17 protein-coding genes are annotated in these 19,222 nt (G+C 67.1%); 5 read left to right on the top strand and 12 right to left on the bottom strand.

The window, feature by feature from the left end:
* Positions 1 to 203 precede the first annotated feature (203 nt).
* On the bottom strand, positions 204 to 1,091 hold the full coding sequence (gene ypfJ, locus ASC63_RS06505) for a KPN_02809 family neutral zinc metallopeptidase (protein ID WP_055810959.1): 888 nt from the start codon (positions 1,089 to 1,091) through the stop codon (positions 204 to 206).
* 33 nt (positions 1,092 to 1,124) lie between these two features.
* Here ypfJ and ASC63_RS06500 point away from each other — a divergent pair, with 33 nt between their 5' ends.
* Together ASC63_RS06500 and ASC63_RS06495 are read left to right on the top strand one after the other, a co-directional pair.
* A complete protein-coding gene (locus ASC63_RS06500; protein WP_055810958.1) occupies positions 1,125 to 2,135 on the top strand; it encodes a malate dehydrogenase in 1,011 nt (336 codons plus the stop codon).
* Positions 2,136 to 2,156: 21 nt separating this feature from the next.
* Positions 2,157 to 3,065: a hypothetical protein gene (locus ASC63_RS06495; RefSeq protein ID WP_055810955.1), complete on the top strand. Its 909-nt coding sequence runs from the start codon at positions 2,157 to 2,159 to the stop codon at positions 3,063 to 3,065.
* 17 nt (positions 3,066 to 3,082) lie between these two features.
* On the opposite strand, the gene ASC63_RS06490 is transcribed toward ASC63_RS06495, so the two are convergent.
* The 5 genes from ASC63_RS06490 to ASC63_RS06470 form a co-directional block, all read right to left on the bottom strand.
* The gene (locus ASC63_RS06490; RefSeq protein WP_082487325.1) at positions 3,083 to 5,254 is read right to left on the bottom strand and encodes an acyl-CoA dehydrogenase family protein; all 2,172 of its coding nucleotides are present in this window, start codon (positions 5,252 to 5,254) and stop codon (positions 3,083 to 3,085) included.
* A gap of 173 nt (positions 5,255 to 5,427) precedes the next feature.
* Positions 5,428 to 6,270: an ABC transporter permease gene (locus tag ASC63_RS06485; protein WP_055810953.1), complete on the bottom strand. Its 843-nt coding sequence runs from the start codon at positions 6,268 to 6,270 to the stop codon at positions 5,428 to 5,430.
* Positions 6,267 to 7,322: an ATP-binding cassette domain-containing protein gene (locus ASC63_RS06480; RefSeq protein ID WP_055810950.1), complete on the bottom strand. Its 1,056-nt coding sequence runs from the start codon at positions 7,320 to 7,322 to the stop codon at positions 6,267 to 6,269. The genes ASC63_RS06485 and ASC63_RS06480 overlap by 4 nt, the downstream gene beginning before the upstream one ends.
* A gap of 88 nt (positions 7,323 to 7,410) precedes the next feature.
* Positions 7,411 to 8,340: a permease prefix domain 1-containing protein gene (locus ASC63_RS06475; protein WP_055810947.1), complete on the bottom strand. Its 930-nt coding sequence runs from the start codon at positions 8,338 to 8,340 to the stop codon at positions 7,411 to 7,413.
* The gene (locus ASC63_RS06470) at positions 8,337 to 8,723 is read right to left on the bottom strand and encodes a PadR family transcriptional regulator (protein WP_055810944.1); all 387 of its coding nucleotides are present in this window, start codon (positions 8,721 to 8,723) and stop codon (positions 8,337 to 8,339) included. Before ASC63_RS06470 ends, ASC63_RS06475 begins: the two co-directional genes overlap by 4 nt.
* Positions 8,724 to 8,791: 68 nt before the next feature.
* On the opposite strand from ASC63_RS06470, the gene ASC63_RS06465 reads away from it, so the two are divergent.
* The gene (locus tag ASC63_RS06465) at positions 8,792 to 9,316 is read left to right on the top strand and encodes a DUF1697 domain-containing protein (protein ID WP_055810937.1); all 525 of its coding nucleotides are present in this window, start codon (positions 8,792 to 8,794) and stop codon (positions 9,314 to 9,316) included.
* A gap of 136 nt (positions 9,317 to 9,452) precedes the next feature.
* On the opposite strand, the gene ASC63_RS06460 is transcribed toward ASC63_RS06465, so the two are convergent.
* Positions 9,453 to 9,785, bottom strand: coding sequence for a cupin domain-containing protein (locus ASC63_RS06460; protein WP_055815064.1), 333 nt, complete (start codon positions 9,783 to 9,785; stop codon positions 9,453 to 9,455).
* A gap of 173 nt (positions 9,786 to 9,958) precedes the next feature.
* On the opposite strand from ASC63_RS06460, the gene ASC63_RS06455 reads away from it, so the two are divergent.
* Positions 9,959 to 10,558 carry a YdeI/OmpD-associated family protein gene (locus tag ASC63_RS06455; RefSeq protein WP_055810935.1) on the top strand — a complete coding sequence of 200 codons (600 nt, stop codon included), beginning with the start codon at positions 9,959 to 9,961 and terminating at the stop codon, positions 10,556 to 10,558.
* A gap of 37 nt (positions 10,559 to 10,595) precedes the next feature.
* Here ASC63_RS06455 and ASC63_RS06450 read toward each other — a convergent pair whose 3' ends face one another.
* From ASC63_RS06450 to ASC63_RS06435, 4 genes are read right to left on the bottom strand one after another with little or no spacing between them, the layout of a single operon-like run.
* Positions 10,596 to 12,632: a glycoside hydrolase family 2 protein gene (locus tag ASC63_RS06450; RefSeq protein ID WP_055810934.1), complete on the bottom strand. Its 2,037-nt coding sequence runs from the start codon at positions 12,630 to 12,632 to the stop codon at positions 10,596 to 10,598.
* A gap of 42 nt (positions 12,633 to 12,674) precedes the next feature.
* Positions 12,675 to 13,589: a carbohydrate ABC transporter permease gene (locus tag ASC63_RS06445; protein ID WP_082487320.1), complete on the bottom strand. Its 915-nt coding sequence runs from the start codon at positions 13,587 to 13,589 to the stop codon at positions 12,675 to 12,677.
* Between the two features lies 1 nt (position 13,590).
* Complete coding sequence (locus ASC63_RS06440) at positions 13,591 to 14,520, bottom strand: carbohydrate ABC transporter permease (protein ID WP_055810932.1); 930 nt, start codon at positions 14,518 to 14,520, stop codon at positions 13,591 to 13,593.
* A 43-nt stretch (positions 14,521 to 14,563) separates the two neighbouring features.
* Positions 14,564 to 15,985 carry an ABC transporter substrate-binding protein gene (locus ASC63_RS06435; RefSeq protein ID WP_082487711.1) on the bottom strand — a complete coding sequence of 474 codons (1,422 nt, stop codon included), beginning with the start codon at positions 15,983 to 15,985 and terminating at the stop codon, positions 14,564 to 14,566.
* 180 nt (positions 15,986 to 16,165) lie between these two features.
* Between ASC63_RS06435 and ASC63_RS06430 the strand changes: the two genes are divergently transcribed.
* Positions 16,166 to 17,185 (top strand): LacI family DNA-binding transcriptional regulator, encoded by a 1,020-nt coding sequence (locus ASC63_RS06430; RefSeq protein ID WP_055810930.1) that lies wholly within the window; start codon positions 16,166 to 16,168, stop codon positions 17,183 to 17,185.
* An 18-nt stretch (positions 17,186 to 17,203) separates the two neighbouring features.
* Here the strand turns inward: ASC63_RS06430 and recQ are convergent, their stop codons facing one another.
* Positions 17,204 to 19,219, bottom strand: coding sequence for a DNA helicase RecQ (recQ, locus tag ASC63_RS06425; RefSeq protein WP_055810926.1), 2,016 nt, complete (start codon positions 19,217 to 19,219; stop codon positions 17,204 to 17,206).
* Positions 19,220 to 19,222 lie beyond the last annotated feature (3 nt).

The following is a 19,222-nucleotide window of genomic DNA, read 5'->3' as shown; positions in this document are numbered from 1 at the left end:
AAGAGAACGCTTCTCTTCGAGCACTACTTCGTGGGAGGGGATTGGCCTCGAACGAAGCTTTCATACGCTACTCGTGCTCAGCCAATGTGCAAATTCCACCGCACTTTCGCTGGTTGAGGAGGCCGCCCGCGGCCGTCTCGAAACCTGCGTGGCGCGGGCGGTTTCGAGACGCTCGCTCCTCGCTCCTCAACCAGCAGAAGGCGCTAGAGCTTCGAGGCGGGGGACGCGAATGTGTCGCAGTGTGTCGGGCCGCCGGTGTAGCCGGAGGTGAACCAGCGCTGGCGCTGTGCGCTCGAGCCGTGGGTCCAGCTCTCCCGGTTCACCTGCCCTCCCGAGGCCTGCTGAATGCGGTCGTCACCGACCGCGGAGGCCGCATCAAGGGCATCCGTCAGCTGTTGCTTGGTGATCGGCTCCAGAAATGTGGTGCCGTTCTTGTCCTTCACCTGGGTCGCGGCTCCCACCCAGGCGCCCGCGTAGCAATCGGCCTGCAGCTCGAGCCGCACACTGTCTGAGCTCGGGCCGGTCGCGCGCTGGTCGATGGTCGCCATGGCGCCCTGCAGGTTCTGAATGTGGTGTCCCCACTCGTGCGCCACCACGTACATCTCGGCGAGCGGACCCCCGGATGCGCCGAACTGGCTGCGCAGCTGGTCGAAGAAGCCGGTGTCGACGTAGAGCGTCTCGTCGGGCGGGCAATAGAACGGGCCGGTCGCGCTCGAGGCGGTGCCGCATCCGCTCGAGGTCTGATCGGTGAAGAGCACGAACTCGGGCGTGTGATAGCTCGCCCCCAGCCCGGGCGTCTCACCGCTCCAATACGTGTCGAGGGATGCCGCTGCACCCTTCATGCGGCAGGTGACGTCGTTGTTCGCATCCGCCCCCGTCTTGCATTCGGTGACGCTGTCGCTCGGCCCCACCTGAGTCTGGCCGCTCGAACCGTCGGTCAGCCCCAAACCGCTGAGATCGACTCCCGTGAACTGGGCGATGAGAAATATCACTATCGCACCGAGACCGACACCCCCAGCCGCGATGCCCGTGTTACGCCCGCGCCGACTGACCTTGCCCCCGCCGATATCCGAATTCGGATTGAACGTCATGTCAGGAGAGTACCGCGCGCATAGGCTCGATGCATGGCTCTGTTCAGCGAGAAATCACCCGTGACCGTCACTGTGACCGGCGCGGGAGGGCAGATCGGTTACGCGCTGCTGTTCCGCATCGCCTCCGGCCAGCTTCTCGGCGCCGACACGCCCGTGCGACTGAGGCTGCTCGAGATTCCGCAGGGCCTCGCCGCCGCCGAGGGCACGGCGCTCGAGCTGCAGGACGGCGCGTTTCCGCTGCTGCGCGACGTGCAGGTGACGGATGACGCGACTCACGCCTTCGACGGCGTGAACGTCGCGCTGCTGGTCGGTGCGCGCCCGCGCGGGCCCGGCATGGAGCGGGCCGATCTGCTCGCGGCGAACGGCGGAATCTTCGGGCCGCAGGGGGCAGCGATCAACGCGGGAGCGGCATCCGATGTTCGCGTGCTCGTGGTGGGCAACCCGGCCAACACGAACGCCCTCATCGCCAGCGCAGCCGCACCCGACGTGCCCGCCGAGCGGTTCACGGCCATGACCCGGCTCGACCACAACCGGGCGGTGGCGCAGCTCGCGGCGAAGCTGGATGCGCCGGTCGACTCGATCGAGAACGTCGCCATCTGGGGCAACCACTCGGCGAGCCAGTATCCGGATGTCTTCCACGCGAGAATCACGCGCGGTACCGACGGCAGTCGGCCGGTACGCGAGCTCGTGGACGAGGCGTGGCTTCAGAACGAGTTCATTCCGCGGGTGGCGAAGCGGGGTGCCGAGATTATCGAGGTGCGCGGGGCGTCGAGCGCGGCATCCGCAGCGAGCGCCGCCATTGACCACGTGTACGACTGGGTGCACGGCACCGGTGCGGGCTGGACGTCGGCCGGCGTCGTCTCCGACGGTTCGTATGGCGTGCCCGAGGGGCTGATCTCGTCGTTCCCGGTGCGGTCGGTGAATGGTGCGTGGCAGATCGTGGAGGGTCTCGAGATCGATGCGTTCTCACGGGGGCGCATCGACGCATCCGTCGCCGAGCTGGTGGCCGAACGTGACGCGGTGCGGGGGCTGGGGCTACTCTAGAGCGCGCCGAACGGGGGAAAAATGGCGACAGGCAAGGCGAAGAACACCGAGGAACGGCGAACGACGGCGGCGCGGTCGAAGACGGCCGCGGCGAAGCGGGTGACCACGCAGGCGCCGAAACTGCCCTGGTACAGGCGGCTGTTCCACAACGTGGGCCCGCTCGAGATCGTGATAGCGGGTGTATGCACCGCTCTCACGGTGTGGGCCTGGCTGGCCTTTGTGGTGACGCAGCCGCAGGACTACATGAGCTTCGTGATCGTGTACGCCATCGCGATGATCGGCGGCTCGATCGTGCACTTCGTGCTGCCCTTCCTCTTCGGCTGGGCCGGTGTGCTCACCTCGAAGCTGGGGCGCGCCCCCTCGCAGGACGACGGTGCAGAGAACACGAGCGGCGGTTCAGGCGTTGTGTACTGGGGACCCGTCGTCATTTCAGTCATCGTCTTTCTCATCGTGACGCCACCGAACACGCCCACCGGAGATACCGACAGTTTCGCCTCAATTTACCAGGTGATTCTCGTGATGGGACTGCTCGGGCTCGCTGGCGTCGGTCTGGGCATGCTCGTGATAGTGCTCATCGCCATGCCGATCCTGTGGATCATCGTCGCAGTACTTCCCGATCGCAGGCCCAGGGACGTGATAGCGCGCGACCCGATGTCACGGCTGCAGTATGCCGCTATGGGTGGCATCATGCTGCTCATCGTCGGCTTAGCTGTGTCCATGAACTTTGTCGGCACGGGCGGCGTCTACACCACAAGCAGCCGCCACCGCATGTGGCTGGAATTCATTACTCTGATCACGCTGCGGGGCGACCCCATCGCCTCGGCGCTCGCCGTGCTCAGCATCGCGGGCATCGTGGTCCTGGGCATCGCGAACAACCGCGCAGTGGCTAAGCGGCGGCGGGAGCGCCTCGCCGCGATGCGCAACGAGTAGCCCGACCCCCGGCAGGGCTACTTCTTCTTGGGCTTGAGGGTTTTCTCGTCAACCGGGGCGGTGCCCGAGGCGCGCTCCTCACGGTAGTACTCGCGGGCCTCGTTCTGCCGCTCGGCCTCCGCGCCGCTGGCGACCGGGGCGCGCAGGTGCTCCTGGGTGTAGCCGAAGGCATCCACAAGGTCCTGCGCGTGCGGGCGCAGTCGCGCCACGAGGCGGTCGATGTATGCGCTCACGGCCTGCGCGCGCTGCGGCGACAACCGGCCGTGGATGAGATACCAGGCCAGGTGCTTCTCGAGCAGGCCAAGGCCGAACAGGTCTCGCAACCAGACGAGCACCTGGCGGGTGCCGGCATCCGTCACCTGCTCGAGCGCATCCGTGAATGCCTCCCACTGCAGCAGCTCGCCGTGGGCGCGCGCGGCCTCGATCAGCTCATTCTGCTGCGAGTTGAAGAGGTCGGCGGCCTGCTGCTTCGGCAGCTTGCTGGCGCTGCGCAGCCGGCCCGCGACATCCGCGATCATGGTCTCGACGCGGTCGGTCAGCAACTCGCGCTGCGCGTTCGTCTCGCGCAACTGGTCCACCGATCGCGCCGTCGAGCCGAAGTCGGCAACGGTCTGGGCGAGGCCGCGCAGGCCCGAGCCGTGGTAGGCCTTGCCCGCCGCCTGCTTGACGACGTAGCGGGCGAGGGCACCGGCATCCGCCTTGGCAAAACCGCGGCTGTAGTCGGTGAGCAGGCGTTTGGCCACCAGTTGCAGCAGAACGTTGTTGTCGCCCTCAAAAGTGACGTACACGTCGAGGTCGCTGCGCAGGCCGACCAGGCGGTTCTCGGCCATGAAGCCGGCGCCACCGCAGGCCTCGCGCGCCTCCTGCAGCGTGTCGAGTGCGTGCCAGGTTGAGAGGGATTTGAGCGCGGCCGCGAGGGTCTCGAGATCCTGCCTCTCGTCGTCGGTGGCGGCCTTATTGCTGAACACCTCGTCGAACTTCACGAGCAGGCTGTCGTGGGCGAATCCGGCGGCGTAGGTGGTGGCCAGGCGCGGCAGCAGGCGGCGCTGGTGGCGCTGGTAGTCGAGCAGCACCTCCTCGTCGGTGTCGCTTCCTGCGGTGAACTGGCGACGCTGGTTGCCGTAGGTGATGGCGATCGCCAGGCCCACCTTGCTTGCCGCGACCGCGGCCCCGTCGAGCGAGACGCGACCCTGCACAAGGGTTCCGAGCATCGTGAAGAAGCGACGGCCGGGGCTGGAGATGGGGCTCGTGTACGTGCCGTCTTCGGCGACGTCACCGTAGCGGTTGAGCAGGTTGACGCGGGGCACGCGCACGTTCTCGAACGCGAGCCGGCCGTTGTCGATGCCGTTGAGGCCGCCCTTGAGACCGTCGTCTTCGCTGGAGACACCCGGCAGCAGTTCGCCGTCGTCGCCACGCAGCGGAACGTAGACAGCGTGCACGCCGTGGTTGACGCCCTGGGTGATGAGCTGGGCGAAGACCACGGCCGCCTTGCCGTCGACGGCGGCGTTGCCGTTGTATTCCTTCCACGCGGCGCGGAACGGCGTGTGGATCTCGAACTCCTGCGTCTCGGGAATGTAGGTGGCGGTCGTGGCGATGGATGCGACATCCGAACCGTGACCAATCTCGGTCATCGCGAAGGCCCCCGGCACCGCGAGGCTCATGATGGCGGGCAGGAACGCCGTGTGGTGGCGCTCGGTGCCGAGGTGCAACACCGCCGCCCCGAACAGGCCCCACTGCACGCCCGACTTGATCTGCAGGCTCGGGTCGGCCGTGACCAGCTCCTCGAATCCGGCGATGTTGCCGCCGTGGTCTTCCTCGCCGCCGAGGCTCTTCGGAAAAGCACGGTGCACCTGGCCGTTGTCGACGAGCAGCTTGAGCTGCCCGAATGCGCGCTCGCGGTGCTCCTGCATGCTCAGACCGTCGATGCGCTGCATCTCGGGCCGCGCCGCGACCTCGCGGGCGGCGAGGCGCACCTCGGGCCAGCTGCCGAGCAGCTGCCGGGAGAGGGCGGGCACATTCACGGTGGCGGGCACGCCGGCGTCGATCGGGTCGGTGCTGACAGGTGGCTCGTTGGCCGCGACCTTCTGCGCCGTCGTGCGTCGTCTCGGGGTTTGCTGCGAGGCTTTTTTCGGGTCTTGCTTGGGGTCTCGCTTGGGGTCTCGCTTGGCGCGCGCTGCGGTGTCAACCATCGTCGGTCCTCTGGTTTCGTCGAATGTCGCGGGGCATCCGCGAATAACGTCACTTCAACGCTAAGCCGGATGCGCCGGGCGCGGTAGTCGTGCGTGCGCGAGCTACAAAGTGGCTGCGGCGCGCCCGAGCCCGGCTGTGGAAACCCCACAGCCGCGCCGTCTGTCGGCGCGGCTCAGGCGGAGCGCTGGTAGGCGCGGAACGCGAGCGTCGCCAGCCAGGTCATGACGACGGCGAGGGCCGCCAGCAGGCCGAGGTTGGCCCACACGGCCGCCCAGTCCGGGGCATCCTGCAGCGCCTGCCGCCCCGCCACGACCGCCCATTCGAAGGGATTGAACCGGGCGACATTGCGCACCCACTCGGGCGAAAGACTCGTGTCCATGATGGCCGAGCTGAGAAACATCAGCGGAAACGAGATGAGTTGCGAGATTCCGATGAGCGCTGCCTGCTGACGGGCCAGCAGGGCCACGGCACCCGAGAACGCGGCGAACACGAAGGTGAGCAGCACGGCCGCGAGCAGCAGAATCAGGATGCCGACGAGCCCGCCGCCGAAGCGGGCACCGGTGAGCCAGGCCACGCCGAGCACGACGAGCGTCTGCAGCACCGTGAGCACCGCCTGGTACAGCATCGATGACACCACCAGACCGCCGCGGCTGGTGGGCGAGGTGAGAAAGCGATCCATCACTCCGCGATCCATGTCCTCGATATACGAGGTGCCCGCCCAGGCGCTGCCGAACAGCGCCATCATCATGACGATTCCGGGCGTGAGGAACACGATGTAGTCGCCTCCCCCGCTGAACCCGGGAATGTTCACGACGGATCTGAACAGTTGCCCGAACAGCAGCAGCCAGATCATCGGCTGAACGAGATTCATGATGAGGTAGGCGGGCATCCGCACGAATGCGCGCAGCTGCCGGCCGGTGAGCAGAACCGTGTGCGTGATGATGGCGCCGCGCGGCTGGGTCGCGGTAGTGACCCTCGACGTGGCGGGGACGGTGGCGGGAGCCGTGGCGCTCATGCTGCCACCTCCTTTTCGTTTGTGCTGGAACTGTTCGCGGAGGCGTCGCCGACAGCGAAGCTGCGGCCGGTATGGCGCAGATACACGTCGTCGAGGCTGGGCCGGGCAACGGTGGCGGATGCGACGCGTTGCGACGCCTCCTCGAGCGCCGCTATCGCAAGCGGCAGCGCCGCGGCGCCCTGCTCGGCGCGGGCACGCAGGGTGCGCCCGTCGACGCTGATCTCCCGCAGGGACGCGACCCGGGAGATGGCGGCGAGAGCGCGGTCGACGGCCGCATCCGGTGCCAGCTCCACTATTACGGCGTCACCATGAAGTCCGTTCTTGAGCTCGTCGGGCGTGCCCTCGGCCACGACCCGGCCATGGTCAACGATGGCGAGGCGGCTGGCCAGCCGGTCGGCCTCGTCGAGGTAGTGCGTGGTAAGTAGCACCGTCATCTGCTCGACGCGGGCCATGATCTCGAGCTCGGCCCACATCTCGGCGCGCGCCTCAGGGTCGAGCCCGGTCGTCGGCTCATCGAGAAACAGCACCTGGGGCCGGTGCATGAGGCCTATAGCGACGTCGAGCTTGCGGGCCATGCCGCCCGAGTAGGTCTTCACCTGGCGGCGAGCGGCCTTCTCGAGCGAGAAGCGCTCAAGCAATTCGGATGCGCGCTCCCGCGCGGCGCGGCCCCTCATGCCCTGCAGCCGTCCGGCGAGAACGAGGTTCTCGGTTCCGGTGGCGGCAGGGTCGGAGACCTGCTTCTGGGCGACGAAGCCGATGGCACGACGCACCTGCTCCGGATGCCGCGCCACGTCGATGCCGGCGACCGTCGCCGAACCCGAGTCCGCCCGGGTCAGGGTGGCCAGGATCTTGACGGTGGTGGACTTGCCGGCGCCGTTGGGGCCGAGCAGACCGAAGATGGTTCCGGTCTCGGCGGTGAAGCTGAGGCCGTCGAGGGCCCGAATACGTGAGGCGCCGCGCGGCTTACCGCGCCCGCCGGGATAGCTCTTGGTGAGGTCGGCGGCGTGCAGCGCCGCCGACGAATCGAACGGGAGAGAATAGGGCTGTGCCACGATGTGCTCCTTATGAATGAGGGATGTCGGGGTTACAGGTGGCTCGGATGTTGGCGCATCCGGGCCACCACTTCGTATGAGTGGTGTGTCAGTGGTGCTTCGCATCCTTCCTCGAGTCGGCCGGGAACAGCATCCGGGCCAGCACGAACATGAAGACGGCGAAGCCGGCGAGCAGGGCAAGCCACGACCACAGGAAGCCGACCGTGATGCTGAGCACCACGAACACGGCGAAGGCCAGCAACCAGATCACCACGGTGTAGATGCCGAATCGCGCCGCGGCCACGGGATCCTGGGAGAAGCGGTCTTCGACCTGATACTGGCGCTCGGCCTCGCGGGCCCAGGTCTTCTTGCGGTTGGTCTGGGTGGCGCCGAGGAAGGTGAACAGCACGACCCCTGCCACGATTCCGACGGCCGCGAGCACGACCGCCCACACATCGAGCGCACCAAGGGCAACGAGACCGCCGAACTCGAGCCCGAACAGCGTGAGGAGCGTCGCGAGAAAATACCCGCCCGCCCTGGTGGTGGGCATCGGATGATTGCTCGTCGTCTCGTGCGCGAGAGAGTCGCCCACGATCCAGGCGACCCCGGTTGCGACGATTCCCGACAGCAGGATGAGCACGCCGCTCGGCAGCGGGAGCAGCCCGGTGGCGCCCAGCGACGCAAGCGCCAGGCCGCCGGTCGTGGCGATCGCGGCGATGACGATGCCGACGACGAACGCGGGCTTGGGGCGCACACGGTTGACCAGATACGCGCTGGTGCCGGATGCACCGCCGGATCGCGTCGTGGGGCCTTCGTCGTCATCGATGTCGTCGACGAGTTGCCGGATGTCGCCCAGCTCGTCGATCGCTATCGTCGCGGCGGCGTTCGCATCCGTTCCACGCTCAACGAGCTCGCCGACACGGGCGGCGAGGTTGGCGCGAATCTCCTCCTTGAGGTCCTGGATCTCCGGCGTCATCGCGATGCCGGCGAACGCCTCGTCGAGGTATCGGTGAATGTTCGAGTAGTCGGCGGTGCTCATTCGAGGCTGCCTTTCGTGTCGAGAAGCGTGTTGATGATCTGCTGCGTTGCCGTCCAGTCGCGCACGTTCTGCGCGTAGACGGCACGGCCGGCATCCGTGATGCGGTAGTACTTGCGGCGGCCGCCCTGGGTCTCGTCGCCCCAGTAGGCCTCGACGAGACCGTCTTTGACCAGGCGGCGGAAGGTGGCGTAGAGGGTGGCCTCCTTGATCTCGTATCGGCCGCCGGTGGCATCCCGAATCGTCTTGTAGATCTCGTAGCCGTAGCGGTCGGTGGTGCGCAGAACGCCGAGCACGATCGTGTCGGTGTGGCCGCGCAGCAGGTCGGATGCGAACGGCTCGGACCGCGCCGCGTTCGGCGCTTCCGGGGGCGAGTTCGGTGTCATGTCTTGTACTGTATCACGCACAGTACTGTGCTACTAGAACTTTCGTGCCGCTATGGCAGTCTGGGTGCGTGACTCGATACATCGCCCTGCTGCGCGGCGTGAACGTCGGCGGCGTGAACATCAAGATGGCCGATCTGGCCGCCGCGTTTCGCGAGCTTGGTTACGCCGACGTGAAGACCGTGCTCGCCAGCGGCAACGTGATTTTCGAGGCGGATGCCGCGGCATCCGCTCTGAAAGCGGCGATCGAGACCGCGCTGCGGGAGCGCTTCGGCTACGAGGCCTGGGTGCATGTGATCGACACCGCCGAGCTGGAGCGCATCGTCGCGGCGTTTCCGTTCGATGCCGAACGCGAGGGGTGGCATCCGTACGTCATCTTTCTCATGGGCGAGGAGCCGCGTGAGGGGCTGCTGGCGGTGCGGCCCGAGCTCGATCCCGCGCTGGAGGCGCTGGCCGACGGCGACGGCGTGCTCTACTGGACGGTCGAACGCGGGCACACGCTCGACAGCGTTGTGGGCAAGGCATCGGGCCGCGCACGGTACAAGGCCCTCACGACCACACGCAATCTGCGCACGCTGCGCAAACTCCTCAGCTGAGGCCGAAGCTGCCTCTCCGAGTTGCGCACAACTCATGCAGAATACTGAGCGCGCGACTGCGGCTCCCGTAAACACGGGATCTCCCGACACGCCGCACAATTCTGCATGAGTTATGCGAGCGCAGCATCCGGTGTCGTCAGGGGAGCTTGGCGACCGTGAGCAGAATGGCCGAGTCCTCCACCGCCTCGACGGCGTGCCTGGCCTCGGGAATGACGAGGAAGTCGCCGGTTCGGCCCGACCAGGAGACCTCGCCGGCCGAGAGCACGACTCGCCCCTGCAGCACGAAGATCGTGGCCTCGCCGGGGTTCTCGTGCTCCTCGAGGCGACGGCCGGCGCAGAGGGCGATGACGGTCTGGCGCAGCACCCGTTCGTGCCCGCTATAGACGGATGTCGCGCTGCGGCCGCTCGGGGCGCTGCGGGCATGCTCGAGTTCGTGCCGAACGGTCGCGACCAATGACGTCTTCGTCACGATACGCACTCCAATCACGGGAGGGGACGACGGGCGACCGCCGCATGCCCACAGCCTAGCGTCAGGGTGTTTCGCGGTGGCCAGGCGCTGCTGCGCGGGAGTTGTCGCGTTTGTGCATGACGGTGAGACCGCGGCTTGCGAGAATGGAGCACGACCAGGAAGGACGGGGACGGATGCCCGAGAAACAGATTCTGCGCTGTGACGACGCAGCGACCTGGGCGCGCTGGCTCGCCGGCAACCACGCCACAGCGGATGCCGTCTGGCTCACGATCGTGAAGAAGGGCGCCACGCACCCCGGCCCGACCTACGCCGAGGCGCTCGACGAGGCCCTGTGCTTCGGCTGGATCGACAGTCAGAAGGCCGCGCTCGACGCCGACTTCTCACTGCAGCGCTTCGGCCGCCGTGGCCCGCGCAGCATCTGGTCGAAGCGCAACCAGGAGCACGTCTCCCGCCTCATCGATGAGGGCCGGATGCGCCCTGCCGGGCTCGCCGAGATCGAGCGCGCCAAGGCGAACGGTCGCTGGGAGACCGCATACGCGGGACAGGCATCCATAGAGGTTCCCGCGGATCTGGCGGCGGCGCTGGCGGCCCGACCGGCGGCATCCGCGTTCTTCGACACGCTGAACGGCACGAACCGTTTCGCGATCCTCTTTCGCCTCGGCAACGTGGTGCGTGCCGAGACGCGCGCCCGCAAGATCACGGAGTACGTGGCGATGCTCGAGCGCGGCGAGACGCTGCATCCGCAGCCCGCTTCCCGCGCGCCCAGGCCCTGAGCAGACCGCGGCGCCGCAAGCGGGGACGCTAGCCGCGCTAGGAGCGACGCTCCTCGAGCGGGCCCGCGTCGAGGAAGGTGCGCGCTCGAACCGCGCCGTCGGCATCCGTGAGCCAGACGTGCAGGCGTGCCGCGGTCGCCGACCCAACCGCGGCGGATGCCGCCGGAACCGTGAGCGACAGCACCGCGGCATCCGTCACCTCGAACGGATGCGCCGTCACGGCCGTCTCGACCTCATGTACGCGTTCGACGGCACCGAACGGCTCGCCCTGCGCGGCCCACGCGGCGCGGATACGGCCCGAGAGCGCCGAACGGCCGTGGTGAGAGACCCGCACGCCGAGTGTCAGCTCCCCCGTCGGCAGGGCGATGTCCGTTCCTGCCTGCACGGGAACGACATCGAGAACCAGCACTGTCTCGGCATTCGCGTCGGCGGGATCGAGCCCGCCCAGATCCTTCGTCCGCCGCTCAGCGGTGACAATCCCCGCCGACTCGTGCTCGACATCCGCGAGCTCGGTATAGACGTAGCCGGCGAAACGGTCGTGCCGACGCAGCTCCTGGGTCTGCCAGCGCAGATGCCAGCCGCGCTCGAGGCTCGTGAAGCCGCCACCGTATTCGCTGTTGAGGAGGGGGATGCCACCTCGCGGCACGGTCGCGTCGGCATACAGCGACTTGTCCACGACGAACGCCGGCCCCAGTGGAACAGGAAAATCGTGCCGCTCACCCGAGGCGAGCGCCGCGACGTTCTCGGCCCATGAGCCCGGCTTCTCGTCGTAGTAGTGCCAGTCGACGAGGTCGGTCTTCACGTGCGCCCAGCCGGAGTTCTCGACGATCGGCCGCGTGTGGTCGAGGGCTGCAAGCAGCTCGTAGGCACGACCGGCCGCCTCCGCCTTGGCGCGGTCGCCCGGGATGTCCCAGTCGAGACCCCACTCCTCGTTGTACAGCCCCCAGATGACGATGCTCGGGTGGTTGCCGTCGCGCGTGACCATCTCGGCGATCTGCGCCTCGAAGTTCGCGGCGGCCTGGGCACTGAAACGACTGGTGCTCGCCGGCTCCGCCCACACGAGCATGCCCAGGCGGTCAGCCCAGTGCAGCCAGCGCGGCTCCTCGAACTTGAGGTGCTTGCGCACCAGGTTGTAGCCGGCGTCGCGCGCCAACTCCAGGTCGCGCACGAGGGCGTGGTCATCCGGGGCAGTGATGCCCGATGCCGGCCAATAGCCCTGGTCGAGCACGCCCTTGAGGTAGAAACGCTCACCGTTGAGGTAGAGCTGCTCGCCGCGGGTCTCGAAGGAACGCAGCCCGGCCGTCGCGACGAGTCGGTCGTCGGCGACGCGAATCTCGAGCTCGTACAGGTGGGGGTCCTCCGGCGACCAGAGCCGCGGTTCGTCGATGGGCAGGATGCCGGTGGCCCGGCCCGTCGCATCCGTCACCAGCTCCATACCCTGGGTCGCACCCACAACCGAAACGGCGACGGATGCTGCTGCCGCGGCATCCCCACACACCGTCACCGCCACCTCAAAGGCGTTCAGCGAATCGCCGCGCAGGCTCACCTCGGAGACATAGCTACGCCCGCGCGCTTCGAGCCAGGCGCTCTGCCAAATGCCCGAACTGGGAGCGAAGGAGACGCCGTCGTAGTCGTCGCGCGGCAGCGAACGCTGCTTGCCGTGCGGGATCGAGCGCTTGTCCGCTGGCGCATCCACCTCGACGGTGAGCTCGCTCTCGACGCCCGCTCGCAGCGCATCCGTCACGTCGAATTCGAAGGAGGTGTAGCCGCCCTCGTGCGTGCCGATCAATGTTCCGTCGATGCTCACCGTTGCCCGATGGTGCACCGCGCCGAAGCAGAGGAATACCCGGGAACCCTCCCACTCGGCAGGCGCCACGATGCCGCGGCGATAGCTCGCCGAGGCGAGCCAGCTGCGCCCGATGCCGGATGCCTCGCTCTCCCACGCGAACGGAACCGTGATGGTCGCCGCGCCGTCGATGCTCTCAAAATCCCACGTACCGTTGAGGCTGAGCCACCGCTCCGAGCGATCGAGGTCGGGGCGGGGGTATTCGGGTTTGGGGATGGCAGAAGCCATGGTGGTACAGCCTTTCGGTCGGTTCAGTGTCGGTGATGAAACTCAGCCCTTGACACTTCCGGCAAGGATGCCGTTGATGAAGTGCTTCTGGAGCAGCGCAAAGACGATGAGGAGAGGAATCAGGGCGATCGAGCTCGCGGCAAGCAGTTCGCCGGTGACGGTGGCGTAGTCGGCGCCGATCTTCTGGCCGCTGATGTTCTGGGCAAGCGTCGAGAGCACCACCTGGAGCGTCTGCATTCGATCGGTGGTGGTGATCACCACGGGCCAGACGAAGTCGTTGTAGATGTTCATGACGGTGAGCACGGTCAGGCCCGCGAGCCCGGGGCGGATGACCGGCATGACCACGCGCCAGAAGATGCCGAACTCGCTGCAGCCGTCAACCCGTGCCGCGTCGAGCAGCTCGTCGGGCACCGAAGCGATGACCTGGCGCATCCAGAAGATGGCAAAGGCATCCACGGAGCCGGGCAGAATCAGCGCCTGGTAGGTGTTGACCCAGCCGAATTCCTTCATCTCCAGCAGCAGCGGAATGATCAGCACGATCGTCGGCAGCATGAGGGTGACCAGCACCGTGCCGAAGAAGAAATTCTTCAGCCGAAAGTCGTATTTGGCGAAGGCATAGCCGGCCAGCGGCGCGAAGAACAGCGTGATGGCGCCCTTGAACACCAGCACTATCGCGGTGTTCGCGAATCCGGATGCGATGGGAATGTCCCCGAACATCTGCTGGAAGTTGTGCAGCGTGAACGTCGTGAGGTCGAAGCCGAGCGGGTCGCGAATGATGTCGTTGGCCGGCTTGAACGCCGACAGCAGGGCCCAGGCCACCGGGGCGAGAAAGCCGATCGTGAGCAGCACGAGCAGGGCCTGGGAGGCGATCGCCGGGCGGGCACGGCGGCTTCGGCGCGAGCGGTCGGCCGGTGCCGGCGAGTTCGCGGGCGCTGTGGTGACGGATGCGGTGGTCATCTCAGTCCTTCGCTCTCAGCAGTCGAACGAAGCCGAGTGACAGCGCCATCACGACTATCACCAGCAGGAACGAGTTGGCCGCGCCGGTGCCGAGATCGGCGACGGTGATGTGGTTGTAGAGGTAGAGCCCCGCCGTTGTCGTCGACCCGTACGGGCCGCCCTTGGTCACCACGAACGGCTCGGCGAACATCTGGAACACCGCGAGCGTCTGCAGCACCACGAGGAACATGAGGGTGCGGCTGATGAGGGGCACCGTAATGCTCCAGAGCTGGCGCATCCGTGACGCCCCGTCGAGTTCCGCCGCCTCGTAGACGGTGGTGTCGATCGACTGCAGACCGGAGAGCAGGATGATGATCGCGAAGCCGGTGGTCTTCCAGAGGAAGAGCAGCGCGAGGGTAGGCTTCGACCAGGCGCTGGTCGTGAGCCAGCCGACATCCGGAATGCCGAAGATGTTGAGAAAGTCGTTGACCGCCCCGTAGTTCTGGTCGAAGACGACGATCCAGATCTGGGCGATAGCCACCAGCGGTGTGACGAACGGAACGATGAATGCGGTGCGATAGAAGCCGCGCATCCGCAGTTTGGCGTTGTTCAGCAGCACCGCCGCGAGCAGCCCGACGACGATCTGCACCGGGATGATGAGCAGCCACAGGATGCCCGAGTTGCCGAGCGAGGCCCAGAAACCGGGGCTGGAGAGCAGGTAGGCATAGTTGTCCCAGCCCACCCAGCTGGCGGCCCCGGTTCCATGCCAGTTCGTGAAGCTCAACCGAAAGGTGAAGATGAGCGGGTAGATCGAGAAGATGGCGAAGATCGCCACGAACGGGAAGATGAACACATACGGCGCCGAGCGGCGTCGCAGCAGGGACCAGCGCGGTCCCCGCTGCGATGCTCGCGGAGCCGTCTGCGGCGCCTTCACGGCGGTCGTGACGGTCATGGGGTGTTACCTCTCCTGGAGTTGGTGTGGATGCGCGGGCGCGCTACTGCCGGTCGATCAGGTTGGTCTGGATGTCCTTGGTGGACTGCGAGATCACCTGTTCCGGCGTCATGGAGCCGTCGAGCATCTTCTGCAGGTTGTTGCCGAGGTAGTCGACCGCGCTGGCCCACCACTTCGGCGTCGGCGTTCCTCCGGGAATCTCGGCGCCCGCGGTGATCGCGGTCTTCCACAGGTCCTGGCCGCCCATCGCATCGATGGTTCCGAACAGCGGCTTGGCCGGGTCTGCGGCGGGCTTGTAGGCCGGGACCGAGGTGTTGGTTCCCTTCGGGTACACCGAGTTCGGGCCGTAGACCGCCGTGTAGCCGTCTTTGTCGAACATCAGGAACTTGTAGAACAGCCAGGCCGCCTGCGGGTTCTTGGCATCCTTGGGAATGACGAACGACGAGCCGCCCATGGCGCCCGACCGCGCTCCGCCCTCCTTCCAGGCGGGCAGCGGCATGGCACGCCAGTCGCCCATGGTCTTCTTCAGCAGCTGCTGCGGCGCGAAGTCCCACCAGATCGACCAGGGCACGAAGACCTGCTTGCCACTGTCGAGCGTGTTCACGTCGGTCGGCCCCAGGTATTCGGCGCGCGTTCCCAGGCCTTCCTTCTGCACGGTGTCGAGCCAGGTCAGAATCTGCTTGTACTCCGGGGAGTCCAGGCGGAGCTTGCCGGAGGCATCCGTCATGCTGGTGCCCTGCTGGCTGGCGAACATCTCGAGCCACAGCTGGCCGAGAAACGCACTCTGCTCCAGGTGGATCGGCCCGGAGGACGGATCGGCGGCCTTGACCTTCTTGGCGGCGGCGAGCAGGTCGTCGTAGGTCTTGATCGACGCCGGGTCGATGCCGTCCTTCTTGAGCACCGTGTCGTTGTAGAAGAGCAGGCCGGGGTCGAGGTCGAACGGCACCCCGTAGATGCCGCCCTTGAGCGAGTTGACATCGACCTTCTGCTTCGCGATGTGCGGCAGATAGGGCTTCAGCACGCTCGAGAGATTCCAGAGGCTGTCGGCATAGCCGGCGACCTTCGCGTCATCGAGAAAGACGCCGTCGGGCACATCGGTACCGGTGATGAGCGTGTTCTGCAGCTTGGCATCGATATCGACGGCCTGGTGGTTGACGGTGATGTTCGGGTATTTCTCGTTGAACTTCTTGATCGTGGCATCGAACACCTTGAACAGGTCGCCGGAGCGGTCCCAGATCGTGATCGTGCCCTTGACCGAGCTGTCGCTCTTCGGTGCCGTCAGAACGTTCGGGTCCTTCGTGGCGGGCGTGCCCGAGTCGATCGACGGGCCGCAGCCGGCCAGCCCGATCGTGACCGCAGCCGCGATGCCGAGCACCGCAATGCGGGCGGATGCGCGGCGAAGCCGGCGCGGGCCGGCCGTGAGGCGCTTATCGGCCTGTGCGGGCCGGGGTTGTGAGCTGTGCATGAACACTCCTTTGTGATCGGCGCTTTCGGTCGGGATAACCGAATCTCGGGTCCGAGTCGGGTGATGCTGGCGCGGACTCGGTCCTATTTGCCAACGTGTGCAAAATAGTAACTCACATTTGCGCACGTTGCAAACGTTATGCTGATCCCACGTCTGTCACTGCGAACGAGGAGATCGGTCATGACCCCGCCGGCAACGCTCAAGGATGTTGCCGACCACGCCAAGGTCTCCATGCGCACCGTATCCAATGTCGTCAGCGGCTACGAGCATGTCAGCCAGAAGATGCGGACGAAGGTGCTCGAGTCCATCGCCGAACTCGACTATCGCCCCAACCCGGTGGCGCGCACCCTGCGCACCGGTCGCACGGGGATGCTCGCGCTCATCGTGCCCGAAATCGATGTGCCGTACTTCAGTGAACTCGCGAGGGATGTCATCACGGCCGCCGCCGAGGTCGGTTACCGGGTGATGATCGACCAGACCGGGCATGATCACGATCGGGAGCGGGAATTGCTCACCGGCGGCGATCGCACGATGCTGTTCGACGGCATCCTGTTCAGCCCCCTCGTCACCCGGGCCGAACTCCTGGCCATGGGCGACAAGACCACGATGCCGCTCGTTCTGCTCGGCGAGCACCAGTTCGACGGCCGCTACGACCATGTCGCGATTGACAACCAGCAGGCCGCGCGGGATGCCACGCAACACCTGATCGACATCGGCCGCCGTCGCATCGCCGCGATCGGCGAACAGCCCTTCGAAAACTACGCCACCCCGCACCTGCGCACGGCGGGCTATCTGGACGCTCTCGCATCCGCCGGCATTGAGGCGGATGCCCGACTCATGCGCACGGCAGTGCAGTACCACCGCGCCGACGGCTATGCGGCGGCCACCGAATTGCTTGCGGTCGACCCGCGGCCGGATGCGATCTTCTGCTACTCGGACCTGCTCGCCCTGGGTGCGCTGAAGGCCGTCTTCGACGCCGGCCTGCGTGTGCCGGAAGACGTCGCCATCGTCGGCATCGACGACATCGAGGAGGGCCGGTATTCGCGGCCCACGCTGAGTTCGGTCTCGCTGGACACCCCGTTCATAGCTCACCACGCTGTCGCGCGCATTGCGGCGCGCATCGACTCGCCTGACTCGGAGGCCGAAGAGGTGGTGGCGCCGCACACGCTGATCGTGCGCCAGAGCACCGGCGGCGCCTGACGCCGCTGCATCCCGCCGCTACGCGTCGACGGCCTGCGCGGCGACCACGGCGAGCAGCTGCTCGCCGTAGGCCTCGAGCTTCTTCGCGCCGATGCCCGTGATGCCGTCGAGCGCAGCGAGTGCGGCCGGCCGCTCGGCGGCGACGGCGCGCAGCGTGGCATCGCCGAAGACGATGTACGCGGGCACACCCTGCTCGCGGGAGGTCTCCGCACGCCAGGCCCGCAGCGCCTCGAACAGCGGCAGCGCACTCTCGGGCAGATCGGCGGATGCCACGGCCTTGCGCGCCGAGCGCGACGCACGTTCCGGGCGATCCGGCTCGCGACGCAGCATCACCGTTCGCGTGCCGCCGAGCACCTCGGCACCCACCGGCGTGATGCCGAGCGTGCCATAGTCGCCGGTGGCCGCGAGCACGCCCTGGGCGAGTAGCTGGCGGGCCACGCCACGCCACGCCTGATCGCTGAGGTCGTCGCCGATGCCCCACGTGGCAAGCGTCTCATGGCCCAACTGCGTGGTGCGCGGGGTGGTCTTGCCGCGCAGAATGTCGATGAGCTGCCCCGCGCCATACGCCTGCCCGCGCTCGCGCTTGAGGCGCACGACGGTCGACAGCAGCTTCTGCGCCGGCACGGTTCCGTCCCAGCCCTCGGGTGGGTTGATGCAGGTGTCGCAATTGCCGCACGGTTCGGATGCCTGCCCGAAGTATCCCAGCAGGTTCACCCTGCGACACTGCACCGTTTCGCACAGCGCGAGCATGGCATCCAGATGAGCGGACATGCGGCGCCGGTGGGCGATGTCGCCCGGGGACTGGTCGATCATGCGGCGCTGCTGCACGACATCCTGCAGGCCGTAGGCCAACCATGCGGTTGACGGCAGGCCGTCGCGGCCGGCGCGGCCGGTCTCCTGGTAGTAGCCCTCGACGGATTTCGGCAGGTCGATGTGCGCGACGAAGCGCACATCGGGTTTGTCGATGCCCATGCCGAACGCGATGGTGGCCACCACGACGATGCCGTCTTCGCGCAGGAAGCGGGACTGTGTGCGGGCGCGCGTGGCGGCATCCAGACCCGCGTGGTAGGGCAGCGCGGCTATGCCGTTGGCCTGCAGGAACGTGGCCGTCTGCTCGACGGTCTTGCGGGAGAGGGCGTAGACGATGCCTGCACTGGGTGTCTGCGCTTCTTCAGAACGGATGAAGTCGAGCAACTGCTTGCGCACCTCCAGCTTCGGCACGATGCGGTACTGAATGTTGGGGCGGTCGAAGTTGGCGACGAAGTGGCGGGCATCCTGAAGCTTCAGCCGCGTGGTGATCTCGGCATGCGTGGCCTCGGTTGCCGTGGCGGTGAGGGCGATGCGCGGCACCTCGGGCCAGCGCTCGGCGAGTTCGGAGAGTGCCAGGTAGTCGGGGCGAAAGTCGTGGCCCCACTGCGAGACACAGTGCGCCTCGTCGATGGCGAACAGCGCGATGGTTCCCCGCGCCAGAAACGCCTTGGTCGCCTCGGAAGAGAGCCGCTCGGGGGCGACGTAGAGCAGATCGAGCTCGCCGGCGAGGTAGGCGCGCTCGACCTGGCTGCGGCTGGCAGAATCCTGCGTCGAGTTGAGGAATGCCGCGCGCACGCCCACGGCGGTGAGCGCGTCGACCTGGTCTTGCATGAGGGCGATGAGTGGCGACACGACGATGCCCGTGCCCTCGCGCACCAGCGAGGGGATCTGGTAGCAGAGGCTCTTGCCCGCGCCGGTGGGCATGAGCACGACGGCGTCGCCTCCGCCGACCAGCTGTTCGATGACGGCGGCCTGGTCGCCCCGGAACGAGTCGTAGCCGAAGACCGTGTGCAGAGCCTCGAGCGCGGTGGAGTGCTTCGACGTGGCGGCCTTGGGCACCGGGCGATGCGAAGCGGATGCCGCGCCCCGCTCGGCTGCGCGGCCCACCGCACCGACGGGCTCGCCCGCCCACGCATCGTCGGGTGGCGGCGCGTAGCCCTCAAACTCGTCGGGCGGCGGCTCGAACTCATCCGGGTCAAAGGGGATATCCGCGTTCCAACTCACCCG

This window comes from Leifsonia sp. Root112D2, assembly GCF_001424905.1.
Lineage (GTDB): Bacteria > Actinomycetota > Actinomycetes > Actinomycetales > Microbacteriaceae > Root112D2.
The sequence above is the reverse complement of the archived record's forward strand: the minus strand, read 5'-3'. Positions and strand labels throughout refer to the sequence as shown.